This is a genomic window from Maribacter sp. Hel_I_7 (assembly GCF_000688315.1).
Taxonomy (GTDB): domain Bacteria; phylum Bacteroidota; class Bacteroidia; order Flavobacteriales; family Flavobacteriaceae; genus Maribacter; species Maribacter stanieri.
Map to the genome: position 1 here is coordinate 314,604 of NZ_JHZW01000003.1, position 25,441 is coordinate 340,044.

A 25,441-nucleotide genomic window follows, 5' to 3' on the forward strand; every position below is an offset into this window, starting at 1 on the left:
GACTGCTGAGTGATCTATAAAATTTTCAGATTACCAGTATCGAAGTCGTTCTAAAAAATAATGCTCCATATTTGTCCAAATAAATGATTATGAACAAAGAACAACAAGAAAAAATTACCAATGTATTTAATTATGCATATGCCATATTAAATAAATGTTCAGAAGTAAATCCTATTACCGAAGATGACAAAAGAAATATTAGAGATAGGGCTGAAAAAATTGTTCAAAGTCTCGGCAAGGTGTTAACCAAAGAAGTTTAATTAAAGGATTCTTTTGATTATCAGCTTTTTGACTTGATGCACCTCAATATTCCGAGCTATAAATATTAGAACCTTATCGCATTGGGCGGTTCTATGATTCTGTACCTATCGCCGGATACAATGGCAGGGGCCGAACACTTGGAAGGATGTCCTGTTTCCACTTTATAGCGCACTACGACGGTACCTTTATAATGGGTGACAACATCGGGAACGTCGATGATAAGGATACCCTCCATAATTTCCGTATGTACACCATCCAACGGGCAACCGTCGAAAACAACCATCGGAACCGTATCCTCAAGAAAATAAATGGGAACTTTCCGGTCCACCAGTACCGAACTGTACTCGCCTACCTCGATGGATATCCTTTGTCCATGGATAGCGCCACAAAGTAGGAAAAAGAAGAGCAAAAGATAGGTTCGGACAGATTCCGCGCTTCGTAAATAAAACATTATGTGCCTTTGAAAGGTTGCTTGCATCATTCCCTAACGGGTAGAAAAAGAGAATTATGCTGAATTTTCGACGAAAGTTACCTAATATGTACTTTTTTCGACGAACCGTGCTTTGTCATATTGTTCCTTCAGGTTAAAAACGGATTCCAAAAACCTTCCCATTAGAGAGCAGGAGGTCTTCACTAGATAGTTATCAAAATCAACCAGCACCAGCTAACTGCCAATGAAGCATTGAAAAAAAATCACCAGTTTCTTTATTCTCAAAATATGCGGAACGAGAAGTATAATTTAAAAATTCTTACCTTCAAGAAGGTTCAATCAAAAAATTAAGATATCAAATATGGAAATAGGTATTGAAACAAACAAAGGAAAAATAGAAGGTTATAAAATTGACGGAGAAATAATCGATGGCCTATATTCTACTACTAATACAGAGAAAGTCAATAGTAATTGTAAAATTTTTGGAATTCAAATAGAAGCTCCTAAAGAAGGAGTAATTACATATAACTTTTCTAAGATGGATAATTTATGTGTTCTTACTATGAAAATTGACGAAGAAAATATAATTCAATATTTAATAGGGGTGGATATGAGTCTTCCAGAACTAAATCATATTCCTGATAACGAAATGCCATCCGATTTGAGGAATAAAATCATTGAAGCACATTCGTTGGCTAAATTAAAATTCAAATAAACGATGAGCTCTTTTCGATATGAGTAATTAAAAAACAGATATCTGAGAACATTAAAAAACATACTATTATTTCAAAAGAAGATATTCTTTATCTCATATATGATTGCAATTGCAATTGGAATTTTGCTTGGAGGCAAATTCACTACTATCGGATTCTGCTTTTTAGTAATTGCACTTCTAGTCCAATACTACGTTTATGATATTAAAAATAAAAATGAATATTACTTCTATTATAATTTAGGATTAGGCAGTCTTGAATTATGGGGCTCTACCCTTCTAATAGCTTTTATTAATCTGTTGATATTATCCATAATATGAGAAAACTACATATTGACAGTTTGACAAAATCTTACGATAATAAAGTAATACTTAGCGACATATTCCTTTCGTGTGAGAAGGGAGAAATAACAGGTTTGATTGGAAGAAATGGTTCAGGAAAATCAACCCTTCTAAAAATAGTATTTGGGACAGTAAAGGCTGAATCAAAATTTGTTAGAATAGGTGAAAAAATAATCCGTAATATTTCAGACGGTAGAAATTTGATTAATTATCTGCCTCAAGATAATTTCTTACCAAATAATGTAAAAATAAAAACATTAATAACACTTTTTCTTCCCAAAGAAATTAGGGATACTTTATTTGATAACGAAAATATAAAGCCGTTATTAAGTAAACAAAATCAAGATTTATCAGGTGGAGAAAAAAGAATAGTGGAAATATTATTAGTTATTCATTCGAATGCAGAATACATTTTACTGGATGAGCCTTTCAACGGAGTAAGTCCGATTTTCAGAGATTATATCATAGAGTATTTCAAAAAAATGAAATCATCGAAAGGTTATATTATTACCGACCATAACTATGAAAATGTAATCAATTTAGCAGATAATATTTTTTATTTGCAAAATGGATATTTAAAAGAAATCAATGACAAAAGTGAATTAGTTGAATTAGGCTATCTTTCAGAAACTACCTACAATGTGGTGTTCCATGAAAAGCCTTAGTCCAATTAGCTAAAGTTCAAATAAAGAATTCTTAAATAATGGCAAAAGCAGCACGCAAGTCCCCTGATGAAATGTCTTTTCTAGACCATCTTGAAGTATTACGTTGGCATTTGATACGCTCTGTTTTGGCCGTAGTCAGTATTGGAATTGTAGCTTTCTTGATGAAAGAGTTCATTTTTGACACAATTTTGTTCGGTCCAAAAAAAATGGACTTCCCTACTTATAAGCTCTTTTGTAAGGTCGGCAATTTCTTAGGCATTGATTCTGATTTCTGTGCTGATGAACTTCCTTTTACCATACAAAGTAGATTAATGGGAGGGCAGTTTTCAGCGCACATCTGGACATCGATATGGGCGGGCTTTATCGTCGGATTTCCATATGTAGTTTATGAAATGTGGAAGTTTATTAGTCCAGCGCTTCATTCTAATGAACGCAAACATTCAAAGGGTTTTATTTTTGCCGCTTCTTTGTTGTTTTTTATGGGTGTTTTGTTTGGCTATTATATCGTTGCCCCATTGTCAATAAACTTTTTGGGTTCCTATCAAGTTAGTCAAGAAGTTACCAATGAATTCGATTTGGCATCATATATAGGTAGTGTTAGAATATCTGTAATTGCATGTGGGTTGATTTTTGAACTTCCTATTATCGTTTACTTCTTAACCAAGGTAGGTTTGGTAACGCCTGAAATACTAAAAAAATATAGAAAAATCTCTTTAGTTGTTGTTTTGATTTTATCCGCAGTCATTACCCCCCGGATGTTACCAGCCAAATTGTTGTTGCTTTACCTATCCTGATGCTATATCAAATCAGTATTTATGTTTCTAAAAGAGTTTTAAAAAGGCAGGCTAAAAAAGACGCAAAATTAGCTGCAGCCCGTTCTAAGAATAATTAAAAATATCGCATATTCGGAAAATTTAAAAGTTCAAATAAAGGATTATTTAATATCCTTGGTTACATACTTTTCTATTAATTATTAACTTGAACTTTATAAAAGATATATTTAACATATGTTATATATATCTCGTATTGGAAGGATATATAACATATGTTATATATTTAATTGTTACCTGCAATTTGCCGAAAAAACACTTTTAATCTGAATGTTTGAATGTAGATTTTCTATGGGAAACACCCCAATCAACCATTGCATCAAGAACTGAGAGAATATTTTTACCTGATTCGGTCATTTTGTATTCAATGCGAACTGGCGTTGAATCATAAACGTTCCTTGTTATAACACCATTAAGCTCTAATTCTTTTAACTCCTTAGACAACATTCTAGGCGTAATTTTATCGATATTAGCCTGTATGTCTTTATACCTATAATTACCGTAAAGAATAGAAGCAAGTATAGGCAACTTCCATTTACCACTTATCACGTTTAAAGTATCATTAATCGCCAAAACGTAATGTACAGGACATTTTTTTATCTCAGAAATAGTTAGCAAATCATTCATTGTCAAATATTTTAAACTCTTACTATACAAAAGTATAGCAATACTTATTAATAACTAACTATACTTTAAGTAGCAAATATAGTAAGTTTGTATCATTATTAATGATTAAGAATTAAAAAAATGATTTTAGTAACAGGAGCAACAGGCGAATTTGGTAAACATGTCGTTAAGCAACTAATAGAAAAAGATGTAAAAACATCAGGTATTTCGGTACTTTCCAGAAGTGAGAAAAAGGCAAACATCTTTAAAGCAGACGGAATTACAGTTAAAATAGGAGATTATACCAACTATGATTCTTTAGTAAAAGCCTTTGAAGGTGTCGATAAATTACTATTTGTTTCTAGTAGTGAAATAGAAAATCGTGCCGCACAACATCAAAATGTGGTTAAAGCAGCCAAAGCTACTGGAGTAAGGCATATTGTCTATACTTCATTTATGAGAAATCAGGAGAGAGATGATTCTGCTATCGCATTCTTACAGGATTCACATCTAAAAACCGAAAACTGGATAAAAGAAAGTGGCATGACATATACATTTTTACAGAACGCCACATATTTGGACATGCTACCTATGTTTATAGGAGAACAAGTATTGGAAACAGGTGTAATTATGCAACCTGCACAAAACGGAAAATCCAGTTTAGTATTAAGACAAGAATTGGCAGAAGCAGCAGCAGCAGTATTGACTTCTGAGGGGCACGAAAATAAGACGTATCCATTAGTAAATAATCAAGCGATTTCATACAATGAAGTAGCTGAATCAATTGCTCAAATAAGTGGTAAAGATATCACCTATCAATCGCCTTCACCTGAAGAATATCAGGCTACACTAAAAACCTATGGTATTCCTGATGAATACATTGGATTATTCACTGCATTTTCGGTAGCACAAGCCAATGGCGAATTAGAAATGTCAGACAATTCATTAGAGAAACTTATAGGTAGAAAACCAACAACCGCTAAAGAATTTTTGACCAAAATATACGCTTAAAATGGAGCGTAAAGAGTTTTTAAAGATAGCCGGACTAACAGCATTAAGTATTCCAATGATGTCAGCATTAAATAAATTAGAAAACATAACAGATTCTTTTGATTCTTCTAAGCGAATGCCTGTCCTTTTTTTAGGACATGGTTCGCCTATGAATGGTATTGAAGACAATGAGTTTGTTAGAGAGTTTAAAAAACAAGGGCAGCAATTGGATAAACCCAATGCTATTATTGTGGTTTCAGCCCATTGGGAAACAAACGGAACTTTTGTCACTGCCATGCAAAATCCAAGAACAATTCATGATTTTGGCGGATTCCCTAAAGAACTTTACGAAGTACAATATCCAGCGCCTGGACATCCAAAACTGGCTAAAGAAATTTCAGAATTTATTAACCCAGCAGGAACCGTTCACTTAGATGATAAATGGGGATTGGACCATGGAGCTTGGACCGTAGTTAAACATTTATTTCCAAAAGCAGATGTGCCTGTTATTCAACTTAGCTTGGATTATAAAATGACGCCACAGCAACACTACGAGTTAGCACAACAATTAAAAAAATTAAGAGAAAAAGGCGTACTAATTGTTGGTAGCGGTAATATTGTCCATAATTTAAGAAAAGTTGATTTTAGAAAAATTAATAAAAACTACGGCTATGATTGGGCAATAGAAGCAGATAGTAAAATGAAGAAATGGATTTTGGAGGGAAATTACCAAAATTTAATTGAGTTTAAAAAGCAAGGAGAAGCTTTTAACCTAGCGATTCCAACGCCTGAGCATTATCTGCCTTTATTGTACACATTAGGATTAAAAGACGAAAAGGATAATACCACAATCTTTAACGATAATGCTTTAGGTGGTTCACTGACTATGACAAGTGTGAAATTTGGATAAAAAAAAAAAAAAAAAAAAAAAAAAAGCAGGTAATCGAGTAGACGGGTCCGCCCCTAGTTAGGAACGGACTGCGCCTCTCACACCACCCAGCGTACGGGTCTCGTACTGGGCGGTTCGTTAATGATGCTTTACTTTCTTATAGTAATCCAATAGACTTAGATATCCTCGCTGCTTTAAGCGTGATACGGTTATGGTGGTACCCAGAATAGGACTCTGGGCTACTGCCCATCCTCCCATATTGGTTCTGCTCCATGCATAGGCTTGTCCTTGTTCAATACCTAAACGGATAAGGTTTTTACGCTTGCGCTCGGGTTTCTTCCAGTAATGCCAAATACAGTACCGTAATCGGTTTCGCAACCATTCATCCAGCTGCTTTAGCTTTGCTTGAATGTTCGCTAGTTTAAAGTAGTTTGTCCAACCACGTATCAACCTATTTATGCGCTGTATACGCTCATCAAAACTGGCAGGAACCGTCTTCTTGGTCAGGTACTTTAACTTTTGTTTCAGCACTTGCCATTTCGACTTTTCTACCACAAATTGATACCTGCCCCGTTCTCCTTTCTTATAGGTAGGAACAAATCCGTAGCCTAATAAATTGAAGTTGTAAGGGGTGCGTAATCCGCTCTTTTCTCGGTTGATGGGTAAGTCCAGCTTGTCTCGCAAAAACTTGAAAATGCTATTCCCTACCCTTTTGGCGGCTGGCTTACTGCGCAGGTAAATACTGAAATCATCGGCATAGCGTACAAACTCGTGACCACGCTTTTCTAACTCTTTATCTAGCTCATTGAGCAAGATATTCGACAGAAGTGGGCTTAAGGGCGAACCTTGCGGTACCCCTTTACTGCGTTTGTGCAAGCTGCCATTGATTTCAATAGGTGCACGTAAGAATTTGCGTAGCAACTTTAGCGTTAGTGGACACCTTACTTTGTCATGTATCAAGTTGAGAAGCACATCATGTCTTACCTCGTCAAAGAAGCTCTTTAAGTCGATGTCCACAATATACTTTCTGCCCGAGTTGATTTCTGATAGGCTCTTCGCTAACGCTTGATGCGTGTTACGCTGAGGACGAAAACCAAAACTATAAGCATGAAAATCTTTCTCGAACAAAGGTTCTAACACTTGATGTAGTGCTTGTTGAAATACCCTGTCTACTACGGTAGGTACGCCTAAAAGGCGCGTCTTTCCGTTTGATTTCGGTATCTCTATGCCCTTTATCGCTGAGGGATAATACGTGCCACTTGCTATTTGCAAGGCGTACTGTTCGCCATAGTGCCCAAAGTGGCGAGACAGTTCATGGACTTCCATGCCATCTACACCGCTTGCTCCACGGTTTCGGTAGACCTTTAAATAGGCGCGGTTTAGGTTTTCTTTGTTGATTAATTCCTTAATCATCGGTACTATAAAATTGTTTAGGTGTCTCGCTTGATTTAAGGCTATTTAACTGCTGGAAAACTATCTGTAACACAGCTAAACTCCTTAGTTCATTAAAGACCATTAACGTTCAGTCCTTCATTCAGTATCACAACTGAACTACTATGACCTCTGCTGACTTCTCCATATAGCTACTCGTAGCTTGGGAGACCTCCCCAGGTAAGGGCATCTTCTTTCCTCTGATCGCTGCCCAATCTACTACTTTGGTCTGCTTCCAATTGCTTGGAGTTTGGGGCGTCACAGTTATGTGCCTGCTTACCCGACCTTATAGCCTCATATCAGGTTCCTATTCGTCAGTACCAGAGTTTGTAGGCTCGCTTCCTTCAGTCCTAGCTTCGCAACTAGCAACCTTGCAACTTACTAATGGTTAAAGGCGTTACCCCTGTCCATAAGGGACTTGCACCCTCTAGATTAATCAACTACTTTTCTGTAGTTAAAAAGATGCCCATGCTGGGCACACACACGGTATAAAAGCAATAGCGGTTTGGGGTTCAACTCAAACCGCTTTGCATTTAAATTATTATATTAAAACCCGAAAGGTAAGTGCATTAATTCCGCTACTGCTCTTATACTAACCGTTATGAAAAATTAATACAGCAATATGGACCTGTTTAAGGGATTATTTGACTTATCTAAATTACCAGCAAAATTCTTCGTCTTATTTGCCTTAGTTACAGGCTTCATACTTTTTGCAAATGAATTGTTATTAGAAAAAATTCAATTAGATTCAATTAAAAATACATATGGGCCCATTATTGGATTAGTGTTTGCAATTTCTGCTGGATTAACTCTTTTAAATGTTTTTATCTGGATTGGAAAAAAGATAAATTTCGAGTGGCATTTTTTCCAGGCAAAAGGAAAACTTAGAAAAAGAATTTCTGAATTAGACGATCATGAAAAAGCAATATTTCGCGAATTTATGATTTGTGGCCAAAGATCAATTGAAATGCCATATGATGATCCTGTTGTAGGTGGCCTAATGGATGCAGGGCTTCTTAGAATGAACAGACAATTTGGTGATAGCGCAATAGTTTCTGGAAGATTTGCAGCTCTTTCCATGGGTAAGTATACTGAGAAATATATTCGACCACATCATGTAGATTTACCAAAGAATCCAACTGATGAAGAAAAACAATACATAATTTCAATTAGGCCATCTTGGGCTAGAAAAGGGATTATTAGATAACTTTGCATAACAACGGCTCCTATGAAAAGCCCTAGTCCAGTTCATTAAAGTTCAAATAAAGGATAGACGAAATCTTAATATTATGTCCAAATATATCTTATTTGGACATTTTTTATTAATTTAGTTGTAAATGATTTAAGCATGAATGTTAGTTTCACTAAAAAGCAGGAAGAATATATAAATGCGCAAGTTGCTTCAGGCGAGTATCAGAACAATAGCGAAGTGATACGAGATGCCTTACGGTTGCATGGTATCTATAGAGAAAAAGTTATTCGGGATCTAAGGAAGGAAATTGAAAAAGGATGGGATGGACCAGACAGTAATTTGTCAATGAGCCAGATAATAGCATCCAAGAAGAAGTCATGAAATACCCATATGTTCTTTCTGAAGAAACTAAAGCCGATATAGATGAAATCTATGAATTTGGTGAAGCTAAGTTCGGACAGGACCAAGCCATTAAATATTTAATAGGACTTGAAGAGCACTTTGATAAGTTGAGCGCTAATTATCACATAGGTAGGACACGGAATGACATCAAAAAAGGTCTATATAGTCTTCCTTACATTTCACATATTATCTTTTACAGAATTTTAAAAGACCGAATAAGAATTGTAAGAGTTTTATATGGAGGGAGAGATCTTATTAGATTTCTAGACTAAAGTTCAAATAAAGGATGGAAATAGATTTTAAAAAATATAGGGATAAAAATTACTTGAAATATAATAGTCAATTACAAACTTTAATTTCTGCAGTGAATACCTGTCCCTCAAATTCGCCCTACTTATCATCTGATATTAAAAGTTTTATTTTATCAGAGTTTAAATTCCATAAACTTGAAGAACTACCTGTAATAATTGAGAAAACTATTTTCTTTTTTAAGAAAGGTGATTATGATGATATATATAAAACGATAGAACCTTATTTTAAGAAATAAAGTCTAAATAAAGGATGAAAGATAATTCTAGAGTTGACAAAATCGGTAGTTCTAAGTTGTGGTTGTTTGAAGCCAGCTCAATAATGTTAGATTTTAAATTTGACCCAATTTTAGCATATTTAGATGAATCAAAAGGTATGATAGCTGCCAAAGAATTAGAACTAAGATTAAAAATTGAAGAATGGGATGAAAAGTATCATAGTCACCCTGAATCGCCAGAGGCGTTTGATTATTATGAACAAGAGATTATAAATCAGAAAAGATTTCCTGAATTATTGAACAATTCCATATTCTTAGTAATTTATTCTGTATTTGAAGATCATTTTAAGGGGTTATGTAATATGGCAGGAAACAGAGTTAAAAGCAAACTTCTTGTTACTGATATTTCTTCAAATGGCGGGTATATAAATCAATGCCGAAAATTTATGATAAAAGTTATTGGTTTAGAATTAATTGAATCCCAAATTGAATGGACCGAAATCAAGAAATTTCAATTAATCAGAAATGCAATAGCACACAACAAAGGGCAAATAAAAGAAGTCAAAAGTGATTTAAATAAGTTCATTGAAACTAAACCAGGAATATCCTATTCTAAAAATTCTTCACTATTATTTATTAGTGATATTGAATTTTTACAGTCCTTCATTGATGTAATAAAAAAGTTTTTTGTGAAATTGAATAAGAACTTAATTCAAGAACTAAGCAAGGTTTAAATAAAAGATACAGCTTATGCTAGGTTAAAATTCGACCAAAACAACTGTAAGAAAGACACATGCGGCCAACAGGTCGTTCAAAGACATCAAAAATCTTTTATCTTAGTTCTAAGATAAGTACATATTATTGTACAGAAACTTATGTTGTAGATAATGCCCAAAAAACATTAAGAATAGAATGAACTTTACCAAATATGATTTAGGAAACAAACAAAGAGGTGATGTGGTTGAAATAACATTACAGGGAAGTGCTGCCAATGTGCGCCTAATGAATTCATCAAGTTTTCAAAGTTATAAAAATGGAAGAAGACATAGTTATATTGGAGGTTTAGCGAAAAAGTCCCCAATTCGATTAAAAATCCCTAATTCGGGACATTGGTATGTTACAGTTGATATGCAAGGATTGAGAGGAACGACAAGAAGTTCGATTAGAATGATGCCAAGTGCATTACCTGAAATGCGACAACCTTCTTTATCGACAGTTCCATCATTAGTACAGGACAAAGAAAAAGCACCAGAATACGATAACGAAGTAAGAGAATATGATGTTTTTATTTCACACGCTTCAGAGGATAAAGATGAAGTTGTTAGACCTTTAGCCTTAGCTCTAAAATCAGAAGGACTTAAAGTATGGTATGATGAATTTGAAATGAAAATTGGAGACTCTTTGAGAAGAAAAATTGACAAAGGATTAGCAAACAGTCGATTTGGAATAGTTGTTTTATCGAAAGACTTTATTCGCAAAGGTTGGACAAATTACGAACTTGACGGAATTATTACAAAGTCCGTTTCTGACGAACAAGTTATGTTACCGATTTGGCATAATCTGACTAAAAAAGAAGTTATCGATTACAGTCCATCTTTAGCAGACAAATTAGCAAGAAACACTTCATCATTTACTGTGGAGGAAATTGCGACAGAAATTGCAGTAGTAATTAGTAGTCGTTAAAGCATTATGTGCAACAAATAAATGAGGCGTCGAAGTTCAAATAAAGGTAAATAACTATTAAAATAGCATACTAAGGAATACTGCAAATAGTACTCAAAATAAAAACCCATTTTTTCAATACCTAAACTTAATTATCACATGAACACATTTATTAGATACTATAAAAATATTTTGGTTTTATGGGTAGCCATAGGAATAGGTTTAACTGGCTTTTTCTATATATATCCAGAACATGTAAAAGAACGAAAAACTTTTTCTACTGGTAGAATAAGTTCCTCAGTAGTTAAACGAAACATTTACACAAATTCAAAATTATCGTTATTGGCTACCGTAGTGGGTTCTATTATAATAGGAGGTTTTGGTTTTATAGAATCCAACAGAAAAACTAAAGTCTGATTATACAATTAATTAATTTTCAACTATGAAAGAGGGTCGTTTGACTGGCAAATATATTAGACAGATGCGCACGGAAAAAAAACTGTCACAAGTCGATTTGGGGAAATTGATTAATAGGCGCCCTGAACGTATTTGCGAATGGGAACAAGATACTTACTCTATCAAACTTGACGTCTTTCTGGAAATAGCTGACGCATTAAAATTCAAAAATTTCAATAAACTTTTTCGCAAATAAAAGTCTAAATAAAGGATTATTTTATGTCCTTGTTATATACTTTTCTATTAATTATTAACTTGCACTTTATAAAAAATATATATAACATATGTTATATATATCTCGTATTGGAAGGATATATAACATATGTTATATATTTAATTGTTGCCCACAATACGAGAAAAACAGAACGAAATGACAAAATTTAGAGTTTTAACAATAATGATTTTCACAACTATTTTGATAAGTTGCAACTCTGAAAAATCGAAAAATAATCTCGATAAAGAGAATCTAAATCAAAAGGAAATTGAATCGGATACTCTGACAAAACACTTAAAACCATTCAAATCGGAATTGCCAACAATCGGACTTTTGATGTATAACGGAGTTTTACAAAGCGAAGTAATTGCTACTTCTGATGTTTTCGCAAAACCAACCGAAAGCGGAAAACAAATCTTTAATGTAATCACGATTGCAGAAACTGAAAAACCAATCACAACCGAAGAAGGAATAAAAATTTTGCCTGACTTTACGTTTGAAAATTGCCCAAAATTAACAGCTCTTTTTGTGCCGAGTGCTTATGATATGTACGCACAAGTTCACAACGAAAAAATAGTAAACTTCATAAAAGAGAAAAATAAAGAAACTGAATATATTGTGAGTAATTGTGCTGGAGCTCAATTAATCGGAAAATCTGGAATTGCAGATGGACATAAAATCGTCACTTGGATTGGTGGTGGAGAACAGTTACAAAAAGACTATCCGAATTTAAAAGTACAGAATGATAGTTTGGTAACTTTCGTTGAGGACGGAAAATTCAGTTCGTCAAATGGAAATTTAGCAAGTTATATTTCAGCATTGAATTTATTGGAGAAAATGACGAGTTCGGAACATAAAAAATTCGTGGAAAGTTATTTATATCTTGACCGAATTCAAAATTGGAAAAACTAAAAGTACTGTGGGCAACAACGGTAACCGTTGCACAAGCCTATAATTAGAAATAATTACTATCGATATAAGCCTCTTTAAGGGGCTTTTTTTATGCTAAGCTAGAAGTTGAACGTGAATTTTCCGTGCACTGGAGAAGTGCTTTTCAAGTAATGAACCATGCTTTTTACAAATGATGGCAAGGCAAGCTTTCCTGTCCCACTTTTCGGGTGTTTATTTTCAAATTTCAGGTACTTTTTGAGGTTGTAGGCGATCGCCGATAGGTGCATGACCTTGTTCGCCTGTGCAAGTCCGATGGTATTTATCTTCCTTAATCCCATGAACTGGGTCAGGGTACCAAAAACGGGCTCTACCGTACTCTGTCGCTTACCCTTCATATAGCGTCCTTGGGGGCTCTCCACCCGGGCGATGTTACGAAAATATTCCGCCCGGTAATAGGTAACGCCGAACTTCTTCTCCTGTGCGCTTTTGCCCAGGCAGCTACTGCGTATCGGGCACCCGGTACAGATCGGAGGTATGATGGATTTTCCGAAACACCTTAAGTAAAAGTTCAAATAAACGATAGCTTATTACCTCTAATTAAGGCAAAAACTCACTTCTATAATAATCAATAATTTTTAGTTCCGTAAAAGGTAAATTACTGGAACTACTAAAAAGAACGACAAATGGAACTGGGAACCATTCTATATTTTTGACAATAGGGTAGTACCGTAAAACGGCCGTTTTATGGGACTGTATTTAACTTCTCAAAGTTTAGATAAACCTATCTCCATTTATTTAAACTAATAAAATTAATCTCATCTTTGATTTATCTTTTTTAAATTATACAGCCTCCATCTAGAGAAGAAGTACACATTTTAAAATATTATTTATAGAAGAAAACATTCCCCTATTCTATGACTGTACTTTTTAAAATTTTATTTAAAAATCCCTAAAAATGTCAAGTTATTATAGCCTTACTTATAAAATTCAAAAAGAAATAGCCTGTTAATAATAAATCGAAACAATGAAGGGGCTTAATAGCCCCTTCATACCTATAATTAATTTGAAAAATTATCTGACTATTACTTGATGAACTTCATCGACCTCTTTAGCGATTATCCTAAGTATATAGACACCTTTTTTTAAATCGCTTAAGTTCATCTTTGTATCGTGACCTATTCGTGAGAATTTATGCGATTTTATTTTATTTCCGTCAAAATCATATAACTGAAGTTCACCGGAACCAATATCATCCTCAGACCTAGCCTCTTTAAATTCATCTAGTTGAGCAATATTCAGTTCAAAACTAGTGGGATTGGGGAACACGACCATTGCACTTTGACCTCTAAAACTCGCACAACCTTGCGGAACAATAACACTTTTTGAGGCTATTCCACAAGCTGTATTTGCCTCTACTTTAAGTACTCCTCCGTTACATCCAAAATTCACCGTTCGAGGGTTAGAATACCCAGAGTATAATAGCGTACTCCCTCTGTAAATTTTATAGGGAGCCGTTCCGCTTGTAACATTGACATCAAGTTGTCCAAACGGGCCAACGCCACTCCAAGTAAAATTAATTGTTCCTCCGACAGTAACATTTTTTGTAATAACTCTAGTAGTTCCGCAAGCTGGGTTTAATGTAGCTGTTATCGTAGCGCTTCCGCTAAAACTACCTATTCTGGTAAAAGTATTAGTCGAAGCGCCTTGAGTAAAACTCAATGAATTTGAAGGACTAACAGACCATGAAATAGTTCCTCCAGAAACTTCCCCGACTTTCATCACTCCAGACGGACAAAATTTGCTTGGACCTAAAATCTTTGGTGTAACTTGTTGTAATGCAGCTTGCGCATTTAACCTACCATGGCCGACATTATTATTAAATCCAGTACCCGTAGCCGTGAATTTTATTATATTCTTTACCTGGGATTCTGTCATAAAGGGATCAAAAGAAAGCATTAAGGCAGCTACCCCTGCCACTTGTGGGCAAGCAGCTGAAGTGCCACCAAAAGTATCAACGTAATTGCCATTTACATAACCATTTATTCCTGGTCGATCTGTGGTTCTAACGTCTCCTAAAAGATTAACATTACCAGTCGGTGCAACCACATCCATTTGTGGGCCACGGCTACTATATGCCCAAAGATTACCATTCCTATCAATAGCTCCAACAGTTAGAACTCCAGACACATTACCTGGAAACGAAACGGCACCACCGCTATTACCGGATGCAAAAACAACTACTGATCCTCTGCCATTTCTACCTTGAGTTCTTGCCCTTCCAATAGCTTGTGTAATTGCGTCACTAGCAGGATAACCCCAAGAATTACTTAAAACGTCTGCCTCTCCTTCATCCCAAGCCCAGTCGATTGCATCCCTAATTTGTCCTGCAGATGCATTTATATTTGAAAAAATATCTATTGGAACAATTTCTGTGCAGGGGGCAATACCCGTAATACCCTCATTATTATTTAAAGAAGCTCCAATTATTCCCGCACAGGCTTGTCCGTGTGCCGCACCCGCCGCTGGTGAACCGTTACCATTTGGATTTCCAACCGTATAACCAGACAAAACCCTCCCGTTAATATCAATATGATTTTCTACTCCATCATCAATCACAGCAACTTTAACGTCAGTAAGTCCTTCAGTAATAGTTAAGGCCTGTGGTCCGTTTATATCAATTCCAGCAGTACCACCAAACTGACCTGTATTATTTAAATAGTATTGTTGAGGATAAAGTGGATCATTTTGAAATTTAACCAGAGTCCCAATAAAATTAGGGTGGGAATACTCTACCAATCCACTTTCGTACAACTTATTAGCTAATTCAAATATTCTTGCATAATCTTTAACTAGAACTGTGTAATTTGAATATTCTTTGTCTAATACTGTTAATTGATTTTCGCAAACTTTGTTTACCTCGCTAATAGAAACTCCTTTTTTCGGCTCAAACAATATTTCACCTGTAGGTATAATAGGTTCTCCATTATTATCCAAAAAAGATGCAATACTATTTGATGCAATTCCAGTAATTTCGTCAGATAATAGTTTACCATTATCCTTTATTACAATCATAACAGAGTGTTCGCTAATACGTTCAATCTTTTCAAAAGAACTATTTGTGCGTAACCTGGCTTCAAGAGCAGAATTTTCAACTAAATGTAATACAGCCCTTTTTGAATCAACAGTCAAAGGGTTTTTCTTTTGGCTTGACCAATAATATTCTTGAGCGTTAATACCGTTGAGGAGAAAAAGAGAAAAACAGATTGATAGAAGTAACTTACATTTCATAGGTTAATATTTAAGGGGTTAAACTTGCTTTTGTATTTTCAAAAAAATACTCTGGGGAAAATGTTGTAACACATGTGCCATTAGGAAATTCAGCTGGTCTTACACTAATCAATATTTTTGTGCCTTCCATTTTTAGATTCTCTGGAAGATTAGTAATCCCAATAGACTTCAAACTTGTCTGAGCAGAAACGTTTATCGGCTCATCCAATTCTATTTCAAAAACAAATCCGTCATTCATAGTTTGGCATGAAACCTGACCTTTTACCGTTGCTGTTAAATCTTCAAAAACCTGCGAGCTTTCTGAATAATTGTCACTAGAACAAGAAAGATTTATAAAACATTGAAGTAAGAAGAAGAAAAAGAGTGTTTTTTTTTTCATGGTTATTAATTTAATAAAATTATTAGGTAAGAAAAATCTTATGTTAAATTTAGACTTCTATTATAAAAAGATGTAAATTCTTATATAAGGTTGCGTGGATATTGTTCTGAAAAATAATGTGTTATTGATTAGTAATCAGATAAATACTATAAACAGAGTTCCGATTATATTGAAGTTCCATAAAACGAACCTTTTTCGGAACTATAATTTCTAATCGTATCTTTATTAGCGAAACAGTAAAGTTCAAATAAAGGATGGTATTATATTTTAAAGAAGATATTATATTGCTTTTTTAGAAATGTAGATTACGTATTAGAATTTCGTAAATGAGCTTATTTGCCGTTAATTTAAAGGCAGATAACCCAAAACACCCAAATTTTTGTTAAAAAGGGGCTAATTCGGTGGACCTTAAAATTAAGAGTTTGTTTATCGCCCGAAAACAGGCGATAATGTAGATTATGGATAGTTCCTCTTTCTCCGCATAAAGTAAAGCTCAACAATGAAAATTGTTGAGCTTTTTACTTTTAGAACAAGTTTAATATTTAGTATTTTTTCAAGAATTTACGGGAGAAAGGTTCTGTTGTAGTTCCTCCTGTTTTCGACTTATTTATCTATAATGGTTTGAGAAATTTGAGTCCCTTATTGCTTTATATATTGGTTGTTATAATTCGTGTAACCTTAGCCAGCCCTGCCATTTAAAGCTATTTTTTATTAGGATTTTTTAAATTACCCTTTCTAAATGCTGAATGCTCCTTATATTTGAGGTAATAAATACCCTCCGCCTAATTACACTATGATAAAAGCTAAAATTCATGAAAGAGAAAAAGAAAGACTTGCTCTTCTTCAATCTTATTCTATTTTAGATACGCTGCCAGAAAAGGATTATGATAATCTTACCAAGCTTGCAGCAGAAATTTGCCAAACGCCTATTTCATTAATTACATTACTTGACGATAAAAGACAGTGGTTTAAATCTCATTACGGTTTAGAGGTTTCAGAAACACCAATTGAAGATGCTTTTTGTGCTCATGCTATAACTGGGAATGATCCTATTTTTATCACAAAAGATGCTCGAGAAGACAATCGTTTTCATAAAAATCCTTTAGTGACCGGTGAACCCAATATTGTTTTCTATGCAGGTATTCCTTTAAAAAATGTAAATGGGTTGCCATTAGGTACATTGTGTGTCATAGATGATAAGCCCAGAACATTAACAGAGAGTCAGAAAGAGTCTCTTAATGTTTTATCTGAACAGGTAATTAATTTACTGGAACTCAGAAAAAACAAATTAGAATTAGAGCGGGCCCATAAAAAATTGAAAAAGTTCTCTAAAAAATTAGAGCGAAAGGTTTTTCAACGTACCAATCAGTTAGAGATAAAGACAATCAAGTTAGAATTGATTAATAATGATTTAGAGTCATTTAACCATATCTGTAGTCATGATTTGCAAGAACCGTTGCGAAAGATTCAAATGTTTATCTCTCAAGTAAGTGATACTGAATTTGATAATTTATCTGAAGAAGGTAAACATAAATTAGAACGCATAGATTTATCTGCTGCCCGAATGCGTAATCTTATCCAAGACCTTTTAGCGTACGGTTCTACAGAAACTATTGACAATAGTTTAACTACGGTTTCCTTAAAAAAACTTGTTGATGAAGTTAAAGATGTTTTAAGCGAAGAATTAAAAGAGCACAAAACAGTACTTAGGGTTCAAAAGGATTGTGAGATTACGGTTAGACCTATTCAATTTAAACAGTTGTTGTTTAACCTATTTACGAATGCTATTAAATTCTCTAAAAGAGAAGACAAACCTGTTATAAAAGTTTCCGGTAAAATTGTTGAAGGGTCAGATTACCCTGAGCTTCAATTGGCTGAAGAAAAACGGTATTCTCGTATTCTGGTCTCCGATAACGGTATTGGTTTTGATCAGAAATATGAAAGAAAAGTATTTGAAATATTTCAACGTTTGCATAGCGATGAAGAATACCAAGGTACGGGTATTGGACTAGCCATTGTAAAAAGAATCATAACCACCCATAACGGACAAATTAGAGTAGAGAGTTCACTTGGTAATGGTGCTACTTTTGAAATTTTCATTCCCCTTGCAGATCAAGCGATTTAAAATATTCTATTACGTCCCCAATATGTTTTTTCTTAGACGATTCACTCAGCCAGCTTGCTTCAAAACCATTAATGGCTAGTTGTTGTATTTGCTCTAAAGTTAAATTCAAAGCTTTAGCGGTCTCATAATAGTTTTCATTCATATAGCCTCCAAAATAAGCGGGATCGTCAGAATGTATGGTTGCCATAATTCCTTTATCAAGCATTTTTGCTACAGGATGTTCGTTCATGTGCTGTATCACCTTTAAGGCGACATTACTTGTAGGGCACAGGGTTAAAGCAATTTTCTCGTCAACCAATCTTTTAACTAAAGCTTCATCGGTTAAACAGCGGTTTCCGTGATCTATGCGTTCTACTTTTAAAATATCTAATGCTTCCCAAATATATTCTGACGGACCTTCTTCTCCTGCGTGAGCCACTAATTTATACCCTTGTGCTGCAGATGCCTTAAACACTTTTTCAAATTTACTTGGCGGATTTCCCATTTCTGAAGAATCTAAACCTACTCCATCTATAATATCTTTATATGGTAGTGAAGCTTCTAAGGTCTCAAAAGCGGCCTCTTCGCTTAAGTGTCTTAAGTAGCTCATAATAAGCTTAAAGGAAATATTTAACACACTTTTTCCTTTTTCTAAAGCGCGATAAATTCCCTTAATGACTACATCAAATGATACTCCTCTATCCGTATGAGTCTGTGGATCAAAAAATACTTCTACATGCACAACATTCTGGCTATGAACTTTTGTTAAGTATGCCCAGGTTAAATCAAAGAAATCTTGCTCATGTAATAACACTTGAGCACCAGCATAATAAATGTCCAAAAATTCTTGTAGGTTATTGAACTTATAAGCCTGTTTTACAGATTCAATAGAATCATAGGGTAAAGTAATTTTGTTTCTCTTAGCAATTTCAAACATCAATTCTGGTTCAAAACTACCCTCTAAATGCAAATGGAGTTCTGCTTTAGGGATACCTTGAATAATCTTTAGAAGTTCAATTGATTGCATATAATATGTTTTGATAAAAGTTATTCTATTTTTTATTTTAAGACTTTGTAAATCTAAATAAAAAATCAGCCAAATAGGTTTGGTTTAAAATTCGTAATTATATCAGTAGAAAATTATAAGTATCCTTACAATACATACTTATTAAATATGTCTTCTAGTTCTTTTTCTGGATTGATACTTATGCCTGATCGTGTAGTTGAGCTTTGTATAACAGTACTTCTACAAGCGGTCAACCATCCAAAACGATCAGATAAATCTAATTTACCTATAGGTCCGCCTTCAGTATTTCCTTCGCAAATCAGTTTCCAAGCTTTTAAATATTCATTCAAAATTTCGTATTCTATTTCTGGAGTAAAAGCATTTAGTTTGGCTTTGTCAATATGATATTTGATGTCTAAAAACTTGGTTCGTTTACAGAATAAAATCACACCTACATTAAAGAATTCTTCTCTTTCTACTTTGGGTACAATTCTTACTATCGCAAATTTGAATGTATGTCTATCTTGCATCTTCAGCTTCTTTAACTAATACATCGATCATTGATAGCTTAGCGGTTATAAATTGAATATAGGCTGCTCTTTTTGCTTCGGCACCCAAACTATCAGATTCACTTGTCAACCAATCTTCAGGAATTTTAGATATAATTTCTGTTACTTTTTCAAGGGTTATGAATTTTTGAATTTCAATAGCCGCATCGGGTAGGGCAGTTGCTTGTTGCAATAGTACATGGTCTTTTATAAATGGAAACGTTCTTGTTAAGTGACTTTCCCAAGTATCCCAATTATGATGAAAATAAAAGCTTGCTCCGTTATCGATAACCCATAGTTCATTATGCCAGTACAAGAGATTGGCATTTTTAGCAGTACGATCTATATTACTTATTAAACTATCTAAAACCACAACCTTTGAAGCGGTCATGGGATCAGCTTTAGAAATTAAGGGATCAAATGTAATGGCACCCGATAGAAAATGTAAACCCAGATTAAGCCCAACACTAAATTTCAATAAATCTTGAATTTCTTCATCAGGTTCGGTCTGTCTAAAAGAATCTTCTAAATTCATAAAGACCAATTCAGGTACTTTTAAACCAATGGCACGTGCCAATTCTCCACCAATAAATTCAGAGATGAGCGATTTTTTTCCTTGTCCCGATCCTCTAAATTTCAGTACATATAAAAAATCATCATCTGCTTTAACGATGGCAGGCATAGAACCACCTTCTCGTAAAGGCTGTAAATATTGAACAACATCTACTGTTCTAATATCAATTGTATTCATAATGCTAAGATAGAATTTGTATTCTTATCAAAGCGTATGTGTACTTAAATGACATCTGCAATTTCCTCTAGGAAATAATGTGTTGCCCCAATTATTATGGCTAATCCGATAATTACAGACAAACGAATTAGAGTTGCTTTACTGTGGTCTTGTAGTTTTTTATTTAGATATAAAATATCTAATAAAATAAAGACAAAGGCAATGATAGCGCCAATTATAGCACCAACATACCACAACACAAAATCATGAATACTATTTAAAAATGTAATTCCACCGCTGTCAGATGTAGAAGCTGGTCCAAGTACAATACGCATATGTAAAAAGCCTAAGAGGATTGCAACAATAATCCAACCAAGGTAATTTAGTATTCGTTTAGTCATATTAAATTAAGGTGTATTAAATTGCTTTGTTATTACTCTTCTTTATTTTCCAGCGGAGAAATCATAATATGAGCTCTGTGCGTACCAGGATTCATGATCCAAGGGTGATTGGGTGCGGACGGAGTTTCTGGTAATCCAATAGATGCTGAAGTTGCAAATGGCGTGTATATAACATAACGTAGCTTTGCGCCATCTACTTTAGAGGTCTCAGGGTCGTAACTTGTATTAGGGCCGTAGTAAATATGCAATGCAGAACCTTGAGTGATTTTTATTTTACCAGATTTAACTTCTGCTTCACGAATAGCAAATATTTCATCTGCCGATTTTCCTTCTGCTCTTAAAGCTCTTCCTCTAGCCATAAAAGGTTCTAAGTCTTTATGATAACAAGCAGCATTAAAACCATCTTTTTTAGGGTCATCTGCAAGTACAATATATTCACTATCTCCTTCTTTTAAAGTGACAAATTCACCAGCCATATTATAACCTATGACCTTACTTGTTGCCCTACTTTCTGTTGGAGCAGCCATTAATGCAGTAGCAATAAGGTCTTCATCTGTTTCTATAGGCTTTAATTGCTTGTCAATTTTTGAAACAACTTCTTTAGTGTCTTCAATTTCAACGTTTTCTGTTGAAGCTGATTTTGATTTATCTGATGTATTGCAAGAAATTAGTAATCCGCTAAAAATTAATGCTGAGAGTAGTTTTTTCATGGGTTCTGGTTTTATGTGCTAATTAGAGAAAATTAAGGTTTGCTTAATCCTATTAAAAATACGTAAACCATTTATAAAAGACTGGTAATTTGAATGATAACTATATAGATATTATAAATTACGTTGATTGTATTTTCTCTTGGTACGTATTAATTTATATTTAAAATCATCGAAGAATAAACTTACCAGTAAAATAGCTGCAGCTAGAATTAATGTGTGTAATTTAAAATTGAGATTTACATAGATTATACCCCCTATGATTCCTCCGAGAAAGAAAAAGCAAATGATATATAAACGGAGCTTAATATTAGACTTTAATTTATCTCTATTTGGATGTCTTTTTGGGAAAAATAATTGAGATAGTTCAATTCCCAAATCTGTAAATAATCCTGTAAGGTGAGTAGTTCTTACTACGGCATTAGAAATTTTAGTCACAAAAGAATTCTGAAGTCCCATGGCAAATAAGAGAGCACATACAATTATATCAGAATAGTTTATTTTCACCAGAGCACCAATGACAGCAATAGTTATTAGAACAAGACATTCAATGATTGTAGGTAGCACAAAAACATTCATTTTTTTATTTTCTTTATATTTTTCAATAAGAAAACTGGATAGAAATGAACCAAATAGAAATGAAATAATATATAGAAAGTAAATTGTTCCTTTCCAAAATTCGAAATTGAATACATCGCTCATAAACAACGCAAAATGTCCAGTGACATTAGTAGTTAGTTGGTTGTAAGCCAAAAAGCCTGTAACGTTTACAATACCCGCAACAAAAGATAAAATGGTGGCAATTTGCAGATTGTGCTTTAATTTTCTGCTTTTGCCTTGATGTCTGAACATTATATTTTTAATTAATTAACTGCCAAAAAATATACTTGGCAATCCTACTATTTTATATTTAGATTATTGAAAAAGGAATACTTTTCATGTTTAGTTTATTTAACACATAAATACTAAGACTATGTATAGAAGGGGCAGTAAAAAATAGTATTCTACAAAGTTAATATTGTTTGTCTATTTGGTTTAGTTAATCTGTAATAATTCAGAATAAATATTATCTAACTACTTGTTTTAGTAACGTATTTTCTATCCAAATTATCTGTAGTGGATTTAAGAGAATAAACTGTTTATTTAATCTTTAGAAACAATTAAGATTATTACCAAATGCATGCTACAATTGATAGTAGAAATCCAAATAAGTATATGGCTGTATTAATTGGATGTCCCAACTTTGTGGTAAAGCAATACGGGCTAAAAAACAACCATAAATTATTAGCATTAGTGATTCAATAATTTTAGATTTCTTATTCAATTTCAAAATACTTTGTATCCTATAAATAATGAGCTGATTTTGTTTATTCCTTATTTTTTCTATTGATTTTCATTTCAATAGATGCAGATGTATTTGCGTAATTATCCGATAGAATTAAGAATGTGTAGTGTTCAAGGTCAATAGTGAAATTATCATTTTGCTTAATCTGCGAGCTATAAAAATTAAAGGTGTTTTTGTTGCCTTTGATATCAACTTGTAAAGTATATTGAACATCAGAATAATGATTTCTATTCTCATCTTCTGGCGGGGCATCATAACCCCATTCCTCCATAAAATCTAACAATTCAATTTTTACATTTTCTTCATTGGTTCCAATTGTAAAACTTTTTTTGGTAGAGGATAAGGTAAAAGTATCCCCAAAGGGTGTTTCTATGTTTTCCATGTTCTCTTGTGCATTAATATGTCCCTGCATTAATGAAAATACCATGAACAGAACTGTGTTAATTATTTTAAATTTCATTTTTCAGAATTTCAATATGTCGTTTTAACCGATTTATTTCTAAACTATTAGGCGAACAGAGAGTTGTTTTTATCCTTTGCTAGGTATTGATTTTTTACTTTTTAGTTTGTGCTGTACAATTAACCATAAATAGTTAAAAAAGACAGTCCATGGACTAAGATTAGGATTCGGTTTTTTACCTTGTCCTAGATGTTTTATTTGAGATTCATACCAAATAATATTCATCATACCATCAATTGCTTTTACTCCCGACTTTTTAATGTTTGTTACAAAATCTAAACGACTTTCGTTTAGTATTTCATTTGCTATATTAGGGTATACTGCAAAAGGTCTGGCAATTCCAATAATATCTAATTGATTAGAAGCAACAGCATCTTTCATTACCGAAGTTGTACGAAAACCTCCTGTTAACATTAAGGGAGTGGTTGTTATCTTTCTAACCTTTTCAATATAATCAATGAAATACGCTTCTCTTTTTAATGTACTTGCTTTACGCTTCCCCATCATAGCTGGAGCTTCGTAGGTTCCGCCAGATATTTCTATTAAATCTATTCCTTCCTTTGAAAGTATTTTTACAACCTCCATAGATTCTTCTTCCGAAAACCCTCCTTTTTGAAAATCTGTTGAGTTTAATTTAATTCCGATAGGAAAATCATCTCCAACGTATGCTCTTATTTTTCTATAAACTTCAACAACAAACCTAGCTCTATTTTCTAGGGATCCTCCCCATTTATCTTCTCTAATGTTTGTGTAAGGCGATAAAAACTGACTAACCAAATAACCATGTGCGCCGTGAATCTGAACTCCTGAAAAACCAGCTTCTTTTAAGATGATAGAAGTATTAGCAAAGGCTTCAATAATGTCTAAAATTTCCTTTTCGGTTAAAACCTCAGGCACTTTTTTTGTAGCATTTTTTCTTCCTCCAGACTTCAAAGGAATAGCAGAAGGTGCTTTTAAATTGCTATTGATCAGCTCCATAGCCTGCCTGCCAGGATGATTTATTTGAGCCCATAATTGTGTATTGGTACCATCTACGCTCTGTGCCCATTCCTTAAGAAGATTAAGATTTTGTCTATCTTCAACAACTACATTTCTTGGTTCACCAATAGCATTTGAATCTATCATGATATTACCGGTAATTAATAATCCGGCTCCACCTTTAGACCATACTTTATATGCATTAATCAAAGTAAGGGTTGGCTCATGATATTTATTCGATAAATTTTCACTCATTGCAGATTTAGCAATTCTATTACTTAGAATTACGCCACTGGGCAATATCATTTCTTTCTGTAATGCATTCATAAAATTTGTTGTAAAAGTTTTTTGGATAAAATGATATCTATTAAAAGATGGTTTTGCATAATGTTTGCACAAAGAAATCTTTAGTTTATGCTTCACTACGAAACTAAGACTTTGTGTTATTAAATAGCTTTAAAGTTTGCATTTCATTGAGGTTACCTATAATACGCCTGATTTATCTTAAAATAATATCATCTTTCGTTTCAAATTGCCCGTCTTTTCCGGCAGATTTAATGGAAAAGCCAATGCCATTGTTTTGATGAGTGTATTTGTATGGTCTGTCCCAAGCATCTGTGTTCCAACCTTGACGCTGTGGATTATTGCCAATTATTTCATTTAGTTCAGTAGGGTAGTGGTCGTATTTTATTTTCCACTTTTCTATCCAATCGGTGATTTTTATTAATTCTTTTTTAGTTTTTTCAGGATAAATAGAAGTGTGCTGATAAATAATAAAGGCAATAACACCAATGCTTACAGTGAATGTTAAACAAATAGTTATGATTACACTAGGTTGTAATAGATACTTTTGAAAAAGTCTTTTTTTACCATCTTCTTTTTCAATTGTACTAATGCGCTTTTTGTGCTTATAATCTTCATGAATGAGTCCAAATTCAGCTAATGTTGATAGTATTATTTCTATCATTGAATTATTTCAGATTTGGTTTACCCTAT

At 33.7% G+C, this 25,441-nt stretch carries 30 protein-coding genes and 1 pseudogene; 16 read left to right on the top strand and 15 right to left on the bottom strand.

What is annotated here, in order from left to right; all coding sequences use genetic code 11:
- Nucleotides 1-89 precede the first annotated feature (89 nt).
- The 4 genes and pseudogenes from P178_RS23265 to tatC all read left to right on the top strand — a co-directional run bounded on the left by P178_RS23265 (nucleotide 90) and on the right by tatC (nucleotide 3,302).
- Nucleotides 90-260 carry a hypothetical protein gene (locus P178_RS23265; RefSeq protein WP_155941643.1) on the top strand — a complete coding sequence of 57 codons (171 nt, stop codon included), beginning with the start codon at nucleotides 90-92 and terminating at the stop codon, nucleotides 258-260.
- A 792-nt stretch (nucleotides 261-1,052) separates the two neighbouring features.
- Nucleotides 1,053-1,406 carry a hypothetical protein gene (locus P178_RS0113000; RefSeq protein ID WP_027066618.1) on the top strand — a complete coding sequence of 118 codons (354 nt, stop codon included), beginning with the start codon at nucleotides 1,053-1,055 and terminating at the stop codon, nucleotides 1,404-1,406.
- Nucleotides 1,407-1,720: 314 nt separating this feature from the next.
- Entirely contained in the window at nucleotides 1,721-2,410 is a 690-nt protein-coding gene (locus tag P178_RS0113010; RefSeq protein ID WP_036146807.1) for an ATP-binding cassette domain-containing protein, read from the top strand.
- Between the two features lie 38 nt (nucleotides 2,411-2,448).
- Nucleotides 2,449-3,302 (top strand): annotated as a pseudogene (gene tatC / locus P178_RS22015) (twin-arginine translocase subunit TatC).
- 199 nt (nucleotides 3,303-3,501) lie between these two features.
- On the opposite strand, the gene P178_RS0113020 reads toward tatC, so the two are convergent.
- A complete protein-coding gene (locus tag P178_RS0113020; protein WP_036146809.1) occupies nucleotides 3,502-3,867 on the bottom strand; it encodes a winged helix-turn-helix transcriptional regulator in 366 nt (121 codons plus the stop codon).
- Between the two features lie 120 nt (nucleotides 3,868-3,987).
- On the opposite strand from P178_RS0113020, the gene P178_RS0113025 reads away from it, so the two are divergent.
- Nucleotides 3,988-4,857: an SDR family oxidoreductase gene (locus P178_RS0113025; RefSeq protein WP_027066622.1), complete on the top strand. Its 870-nt coding sequence runs from the start codon at nucleotides 3,988-3,990 to the stop codon at nucleotides 4,855-4,857.
- A gap of 1 nt (nucleotide 4,858) precedes the next feature.
- Nucleotides 4,859-5,746, top strand: coding sequence for a 4,5-DOPA dioxygenase extradiol (ygiD, locus tag P178_RS0113030; protein WP_027066623.1), 888 nt, complete (start codon nucleotides 4,859-4,861; stop codon nucleotides 5,744-5,746).
- A 117-nt stretch (nucleotides 5,747-5,863) separates the two neighbouring features.
- On the opposite strand, the gene ltrA is transcribed toward ygiD, so the two are convergent.
- Both ltrA and P178_RS23270 read right to left on the bottom strand, forming a co-directional pair.
- Nucleotides 5,864-7,138, bottom strand: coding sequence for a group II intron reverse transcriptase/maturase (ltrA, locus tag P178_RS0113035; protein ID WP_027064861.1), 1,275 nt, complete (start codon nucleotides 7,136-7,138; stop codon nucleotides 5,864-5,866).
- Nucleotides 7,139-7,265: 127 nt separating this feature from the next.
- Complete coding sequence (locus P178_RS23270; protein ID WP_155941570.1) at nucleotides 7,266-7,418, bottom strand: hypothetical protein; 153 nt, start codon at nucleotides 7,416-7,418, stop codon at nucleotides 7,266-7,268.
- Between the two features lie 360 nt (nucleotides 7,419-7,778).
- Here P178_RS23270 and P178_RS0113040 point away from each other — a divergent pair, with 360 nt between their 5' ends.
- From P178_RS0113040 to P178_RS0113080, 9 genes are all read left to right on the top strand, one after another.
- Nucleotides 7,779-8,363, top strand: a complete 585-nt coding sequence (locus P178_RS0113040; protein WP_027066624.1) for a super-infection exclusion protein B — start codon at nucleotides 7,779-7,781, stop codon at nucleotides 8,361-8,363.
- Nucleotides 8,364-8,504: 141 nt separating this feature from the next.
- Nucleotides 8,505-8,729: a type II toxin-antitoxin system ParD family antitoxin gene (locus P178_RS0113045; protein WP_027066625.1), complete on the top strand. Its 225-nt coding sequence runs from the start codon at nucleotides 8,505-8,507 to the stop codon at nucleotides 8,727-8,729.
- A complete protein-coding gene (locus tag P178_RS0113050) occupies nucleotides 8,726-9,022 on the top strand; it encodes a type II toxin-antitoxin system RelE/ParE family toxin (protein ID WP_027066626.1) in 297 nt (98 codons plus the stop codon). Before P178_RS0113045 ends, P178_RS0113050 begins: the two co-directional genes overlap by 4 nt.
- A 14-nt stretch (nucleotides 9,023-9,036) precedes the next feature.
- Nucleotides 9,037-9,297 (top strand): hypothetical protein, encoded by a 261-nt coding sequence (locus tag P178_RS0113055; protein WP_027066627.1) that lies wholly within the window; start codon nucleotides 9,037-9,039, stop codon nucleotides 9,295-9,297.
- Between the two features lie 14 nt (nucleotides 9,298-9,311).
- On the top strand, nucleotides 9,312-10,010 hold the full coding sequence (locus tag P178_RS0113060; RefSeq protein ID WP_027066628.1) for a hypothetical protein: 699 nt from the start codon (nucleotides 9,312-9,314) through the stop codon (nucleotides 10,008-10,010).
- A gap of 178 nt (nucleotides 10,011-10,188) precedes the next feature.
- Nucleotides 10,189-10,959, top strand: a complete 771-nt coding sequence (locus tag P178_RS0113065; protein ID WP_027066629.1) for a DUF1883 domain-containing protein — start codon at nucleotides 10,189-10,191, stop codon at nucleotides 10,957-10,959.
- Nucleotides 10,960-11,097: 138 nt separating this feature from the next.
- Nucleotides 11,098-11,355 (top strand): hypothetical protein, encoded by a 258-nt coding sequence (locus P178_RS0113070; protein ID WP_027066630.1) that lies wholly within the window; start codon nucleotides 11,098-11,100, stop codon nucleotides 11,353-11,355.
- A 64-nt stretch (nucleotides 11,356-11,419) separates the two neighbouring features.
- A complete protein-coding gene (locus P178_RS23720) occupies nucleotides 11,420-11,590 on the top strand; it encodes a hypothetical protein (RefSeq protein WP_394799853.1) in 171 nt (56 codons plus the stop codon).
- Between the two features lie 174 nt (nucleotides 11,591-11,764).
- Nucleotides 11,765-12,520: a DJ-1/PfpI family protein gene (locus P178_RS0113080; protein ID WP_027066631.1), complete on the top strand. Its 756-nt coding sequence runs from the start codon at nucleotides 11,765-11,767 to the stop codon at nucleotides 12,518-12,520.
- Between the two features lie 98 nt (nucleotides 12,521-12,618).
- On the opposite strand, the gene P178_RS22025 is transcribed toward P178_RS0113080, so the two are convergent.
- From P178_RS22025 to P178_RS0113095, 3 genes are all read right to left on the bottom strand, one after another.
- Nucleotides 12,619-13,071 (bottom strand): transposase, encoded by a 453-nt coding sequence (locus tag P178_RS22025; RefSeq protein ID WP_231500546.1) that lies wholly within the window; start codon nucleotides 13,069-13,071, stop codon nucleotides 12,619-12,621.
- Between the two features lie 499 nt (nucleotides 13,072-13,570).
- On the bottom strand, nucleotides 13,571-15,787 hold the full coding sequence (locus tag P178_RS22030) for a S8 family serine peptidase (protein ID WP_051638299.1): 2,217 nt from the start codon (nucleotides 15,785-15,787) through the stop codon (nucleotides 13,571-13,573).
- A gap of 10 nt (nucleotides 15,788-15,797) precedes the next feature.
- Nucleotides 15,798-16,166 (bottom strand): hypothetical protein, encoded by a 369-nt coding sequence (locus P178_RS0113095; RefSeq protein WP_027066632.1) that lies wholly within the window; start codon nucleotides 16,164-16,166, stop codon nucleotides 15,798-15,800.
- 793 nt (nucleotides 16,167-16,959) lie between these two features.
- Here P178_RS0113095 and P178_RS22035 point away from each other — a divergent pair.
- Nucleotides 16,960-18,291: an ATP-binding protein gene (locus P178_RS22035; RefSeq protein WP_036146816.1), complete on the top strand. Its 1,332-nt coding sequence runs from the start codon at nucleotides 16,960-16,962 to the stop codon at nucleotides 18,289-18,291.
- Here P178_RS22035 and P178_RS0113105 read toward each other — a convergent pair.
- The 9 genes from P178_RS0113105 to P178_RS0113145 all read right to left on the bottom strand — a co-directional run bounded on the left by P178_RS0113105 (nucleotide 18,263) and on the right by P178_RS0113145 (nucleotide 25,412).
- Nucleotides 18,263-19,297 carry an adenosine deaminase gene (locus tag P178_RS0113105; RefSeq protein WP_027066633.1) on the bottom strand — a complete coding sequence of 345 codons (1,035 nt, stop codon included), beginning with the start codon at nucleotides 19,295-19,297 and terminating at the stop codon, nucleotides 18,263-18,265. The genes P178_RS22035 and P178_RS0113105 overlap by 29 nt on opposite strands.
- A gap of 125 nt (nucleotides 19,298-19,422) precedes the next feature.
- The gene (locus tag P178_RS0113110) at nucleotides 19,423-19,806 is read right to left on the bottom strand and encodes a DUF3037 domain-containing protein (RefSeq protein WP_027066634.1); all 384 of its coding nucleotides are present in this window, start codon (nucleotides 19,804-19,806) and stop codon (nucleotides 19,423-19,425) included.
- A complete protein-coding gene (locus P178_RS0113115; RefSeq protein WP_027066635.1) occupies nucleotides 19,796-20,575 on the bottom strand; it encodes a HipA family kinase in 780 nt (259 codons plus the stop codon). Before P178_RS0113115 ends, P178_RS0113110 begins: the two co-directional genes overlap by 11 nt.
- Before the next feature lie 44 nt (nucleotides 20,576-20,619).
- A complete protein-coding gene (locus tag P178_RS0113120) occupies nucleotides 20,620-20,955 on the bottom strand; it encodes a hypothetical protein (RefSeq protein ID WP_027066636.1) in 336 nt (111 codons plus the stop codon).
- Between the two features lie 32 nt (nucleotides 20,956-20,987).
- Nucleotides 20,988-21,665, bottom strand: a complete 678-nt coding sequence (locus tag P178_RS0113125) for a hypothetical protein (protein WP_027066637.1) — start codon at nucleotides 21,663-21,665, stop codon at nucleotides 20,988-20,990.
- A gap of 111 nt (nucleotides 21,666-21,776) precedes the next feature.
- Entirely contained in the window at nucleotides 21,777-22,514 is a 738-nt protein-coding gene (locus tag P178_RS0113130) for a YoaK family protein (protein ID WP_027066638.1), read from the bottom strand.
- 515 nt (nucleotides 22,515-23,029) lie between these two features.
- Nucleotides 23,030-23,467: a hypothetical protein gene (locus P178_RS0113135; RefSeq protein ID WP_155941644.1), complete on the bottom strand. Its 438-nt coding sequence runs from the start codon at nucleotides 23,465-23,467 to the stop codon at nucleotides 23,030-23,032.
- A 69-nt stretch (nucleotides 23,468-23,536) separates the two neighbouring features.
- Nucleotides 23,537-24,772, bottom strand: a complete 1,236-nt coding sequence (locus tag P178_RS22040) for an NADH:flavin oxidoreductase/NADH oxidase family protein (protein ID WP_051638300.1) — start codon at nucleotides 24,770-24,772, stop codon at nucleotides 23,537-23,539.
- 172 nt (nucleotides 24,773-24,944) lie between these two features.
- Nucleotides 24,945-25,412 (bottom strand): type II secretion system protein GspG, encoded by a 468-nt coding sequence (locus tag P178_RS0113145; RefSeq protein WP_027066640.1) that lies wholly within the window; start codon nucleotides 25,410-25,412, stop codon nucleotides 24,945-24,947.
- Between the last annotated feature and the right edge of the window lie 29 nt (nucleotides 25,413-25,441).

Bases quoted from the DNA above. Each gene is read 5' to 3' on its own strand.
- P178_RS23265 (WP_155941643.1), top strand. From the start codon at position 90: ATGAACAAAGAACAACAAGAAAAAATTACCAATGTATTTAATTATGCA.
- P178_RS0113000 (WP_027066618.1), top strand. From the start codon at position 1,053: ATGGAAATAGGTATTGAAACAAACAAAGGAAAAATAGAAGGTTATAAA.
- P178_RS0113010 (WP_036146807.1), top strand. From the start codon at position 1,721: ATGAGAAAACTACATATTGACAGTTTGACAAAATCTTACGATAATAAA.
- P178_RS0113020 (WP_036146809.1), bottom strand. From the start codon at position 3,867: ATGAATGATTTGCTAACTATTTCTGAGATAAAAAAATGTCCTGTACAT.
- P178_RS0113025 (WP_027066622.1), top strand. From the start codon at position 3,988: ATGATTTTAGTAACAGGAGCAACAGGCGAATTTGGTAAACATGTCGTT.
- ygiD (WP_027066623.1), top strand. From the start codon at position 4,859: ATGGAGCGTAAAGAGTTTTTAAAGATAGCCGGACTAACAGCATTAAGT.
- ltrA (WP_027064861.1), bottom strand. From the start codon at position 7,138: ATGATTAAGGAATTAATCAACAAAGAAAACCTAAACCGCGCCTATTTA.
- P178_RS0113040 (WP_027066624.1), top strand. From the start codon at position 7,779: ATGGACCTGTTTAAGGGATTATTTGACTTATCTAAATTACCAGCAAAA.
- P178_RS0113045 (WP_027066625.1), top strand. From the start codon at position 8,505: ATGAATGTTAGTTTCACTAAAAAGCAGGAAGAATATATAAATGCGCAA.
- P178_RS0113050 (WP_027066626.1), top strand. From the start codon at position 8,726: ATGAAATACCCATATGTTCTTTCTGAAGAAACTAAAGCCGATATAGAT.
- P178_RS0113055 (WP_027066627.1), top strand. From the start codon at position 9,037: ATGGAAATAGATTTTAAAAAATATAGGGATAAAAATTACTTGAAATAT.
- P178_RS0113060 (WP_027066628.1), top strand. From the start codon at position 9,312: ATGAAAGATAATTCTAGAGTTGACAAAATCGGTAGTTCTAAGTTGTGG.
- P178_RS0113065 (WP_027066629.1), top strand. From the start codon at position 10,189: ATGAACTTTACCAAATATGATTTAGGAAACAAACAAAGAGGTGATGTG.
- P178_RS0113070 (WP_027066630.1), top strand. From the start codon at position 11,098: ATGAACACATTTATTAGATACTATAAAAATATTTTGGTTTTATGGGTA.
- P178_RS23720 (WP_394799853.1), top strand. From the start codon at position 11,420: ATGCGCACGGAAAAAAAACTGTCACAAGTCGATTTGGGGAAATTGATT.
- P178_RS0113080 (WP_027066631.1), top strand. From the start codon at position 11,765: ATGACAAAATTTAGAGTTTTAACAATAATGATTTTCACAACTATTTTG.
- P178_RS22030 (WP_051638299.1), bottom strand. From the start codon at position 15,787: ATGAAATGTAAGTTACTTCTATCAATCTGTTTTTCTCTTTTTCTCCTC.
- P178_RS0113095 (WP_027066632.1), bottom strand. From the start codon at position 16,166: ATGAAAAAAAAAACACTCTTTTTCTTCTTCTTACTTCAATGTTTTATA.
- P178_RS22035 (WP_036146816.1), top strand. From the start codon at position 16,960: ATGATAAAAGCTAAAATTCATGAAAGAGAAAAAGAAAGACTTGCTCTT.
- P178_RS0113105 (WP_027066633.1), bottom strand. From the start codon at position 19,297: ATGCAATCAATTGAACTTCTAAAGATTATTCAAGGTATCCCTAAAGCA.
- P178_RS0113110 (WP_027066634.1), bottom strand. From the start codon at position 19,806: ATGCAAGATAGACATACATTCAAATTTGCGATAGTAAGAATTGTACCC.
- P178_RS0113115 (WP_027066635.1), bottom strand. From the start codon at position 20,575: ATGAATACAATTGATATTAGAACAGTAGATGTTGTTCAATATTTACAG.
- P178_RS0113120 (WP_027066636.1), bottom strand. From the start codon at position 20,955: ATGACTAAACGAATACTAAATTACCTTGGTTGGATTATTGTTGCAATC.
- P178_RS0113125 (WP_027066637.1), bottom strand. From the start codon at position 21,665: ATGAAAAAACTACTCTCAGCATTAATTTTTAGCGGATTACTAATTTCT.
- P178_RS0113130 (WP_027066638.1), bottom strand. From the start codon at position 22,514: ATGTTCAGACATCAAGGCAAAAGCAGAAAATTAAAGCACAATCTGCAA.
- P178_RS0113135 (WP_155941644.1), bottom strand. From the start codon at position 23,467: ATGAAATTTAAAATAATTAACACAGTTCTGTTCATGGTATTTTCATTA.
- P178_RS22040 (WP_051638300.1), bottom strand. From the start codon at position 24,772: ATGAATGCATTACAGAAAGAAATGATATTGCCCAGTGGCGTAATTCTA.
- P178_RS0113145 (WP_027066640.1), bottom strand. From the start codon at position 25,412: ATGATAGAAATAATACTATCAACATTAGCTGAATTTGGACTCATTCAT.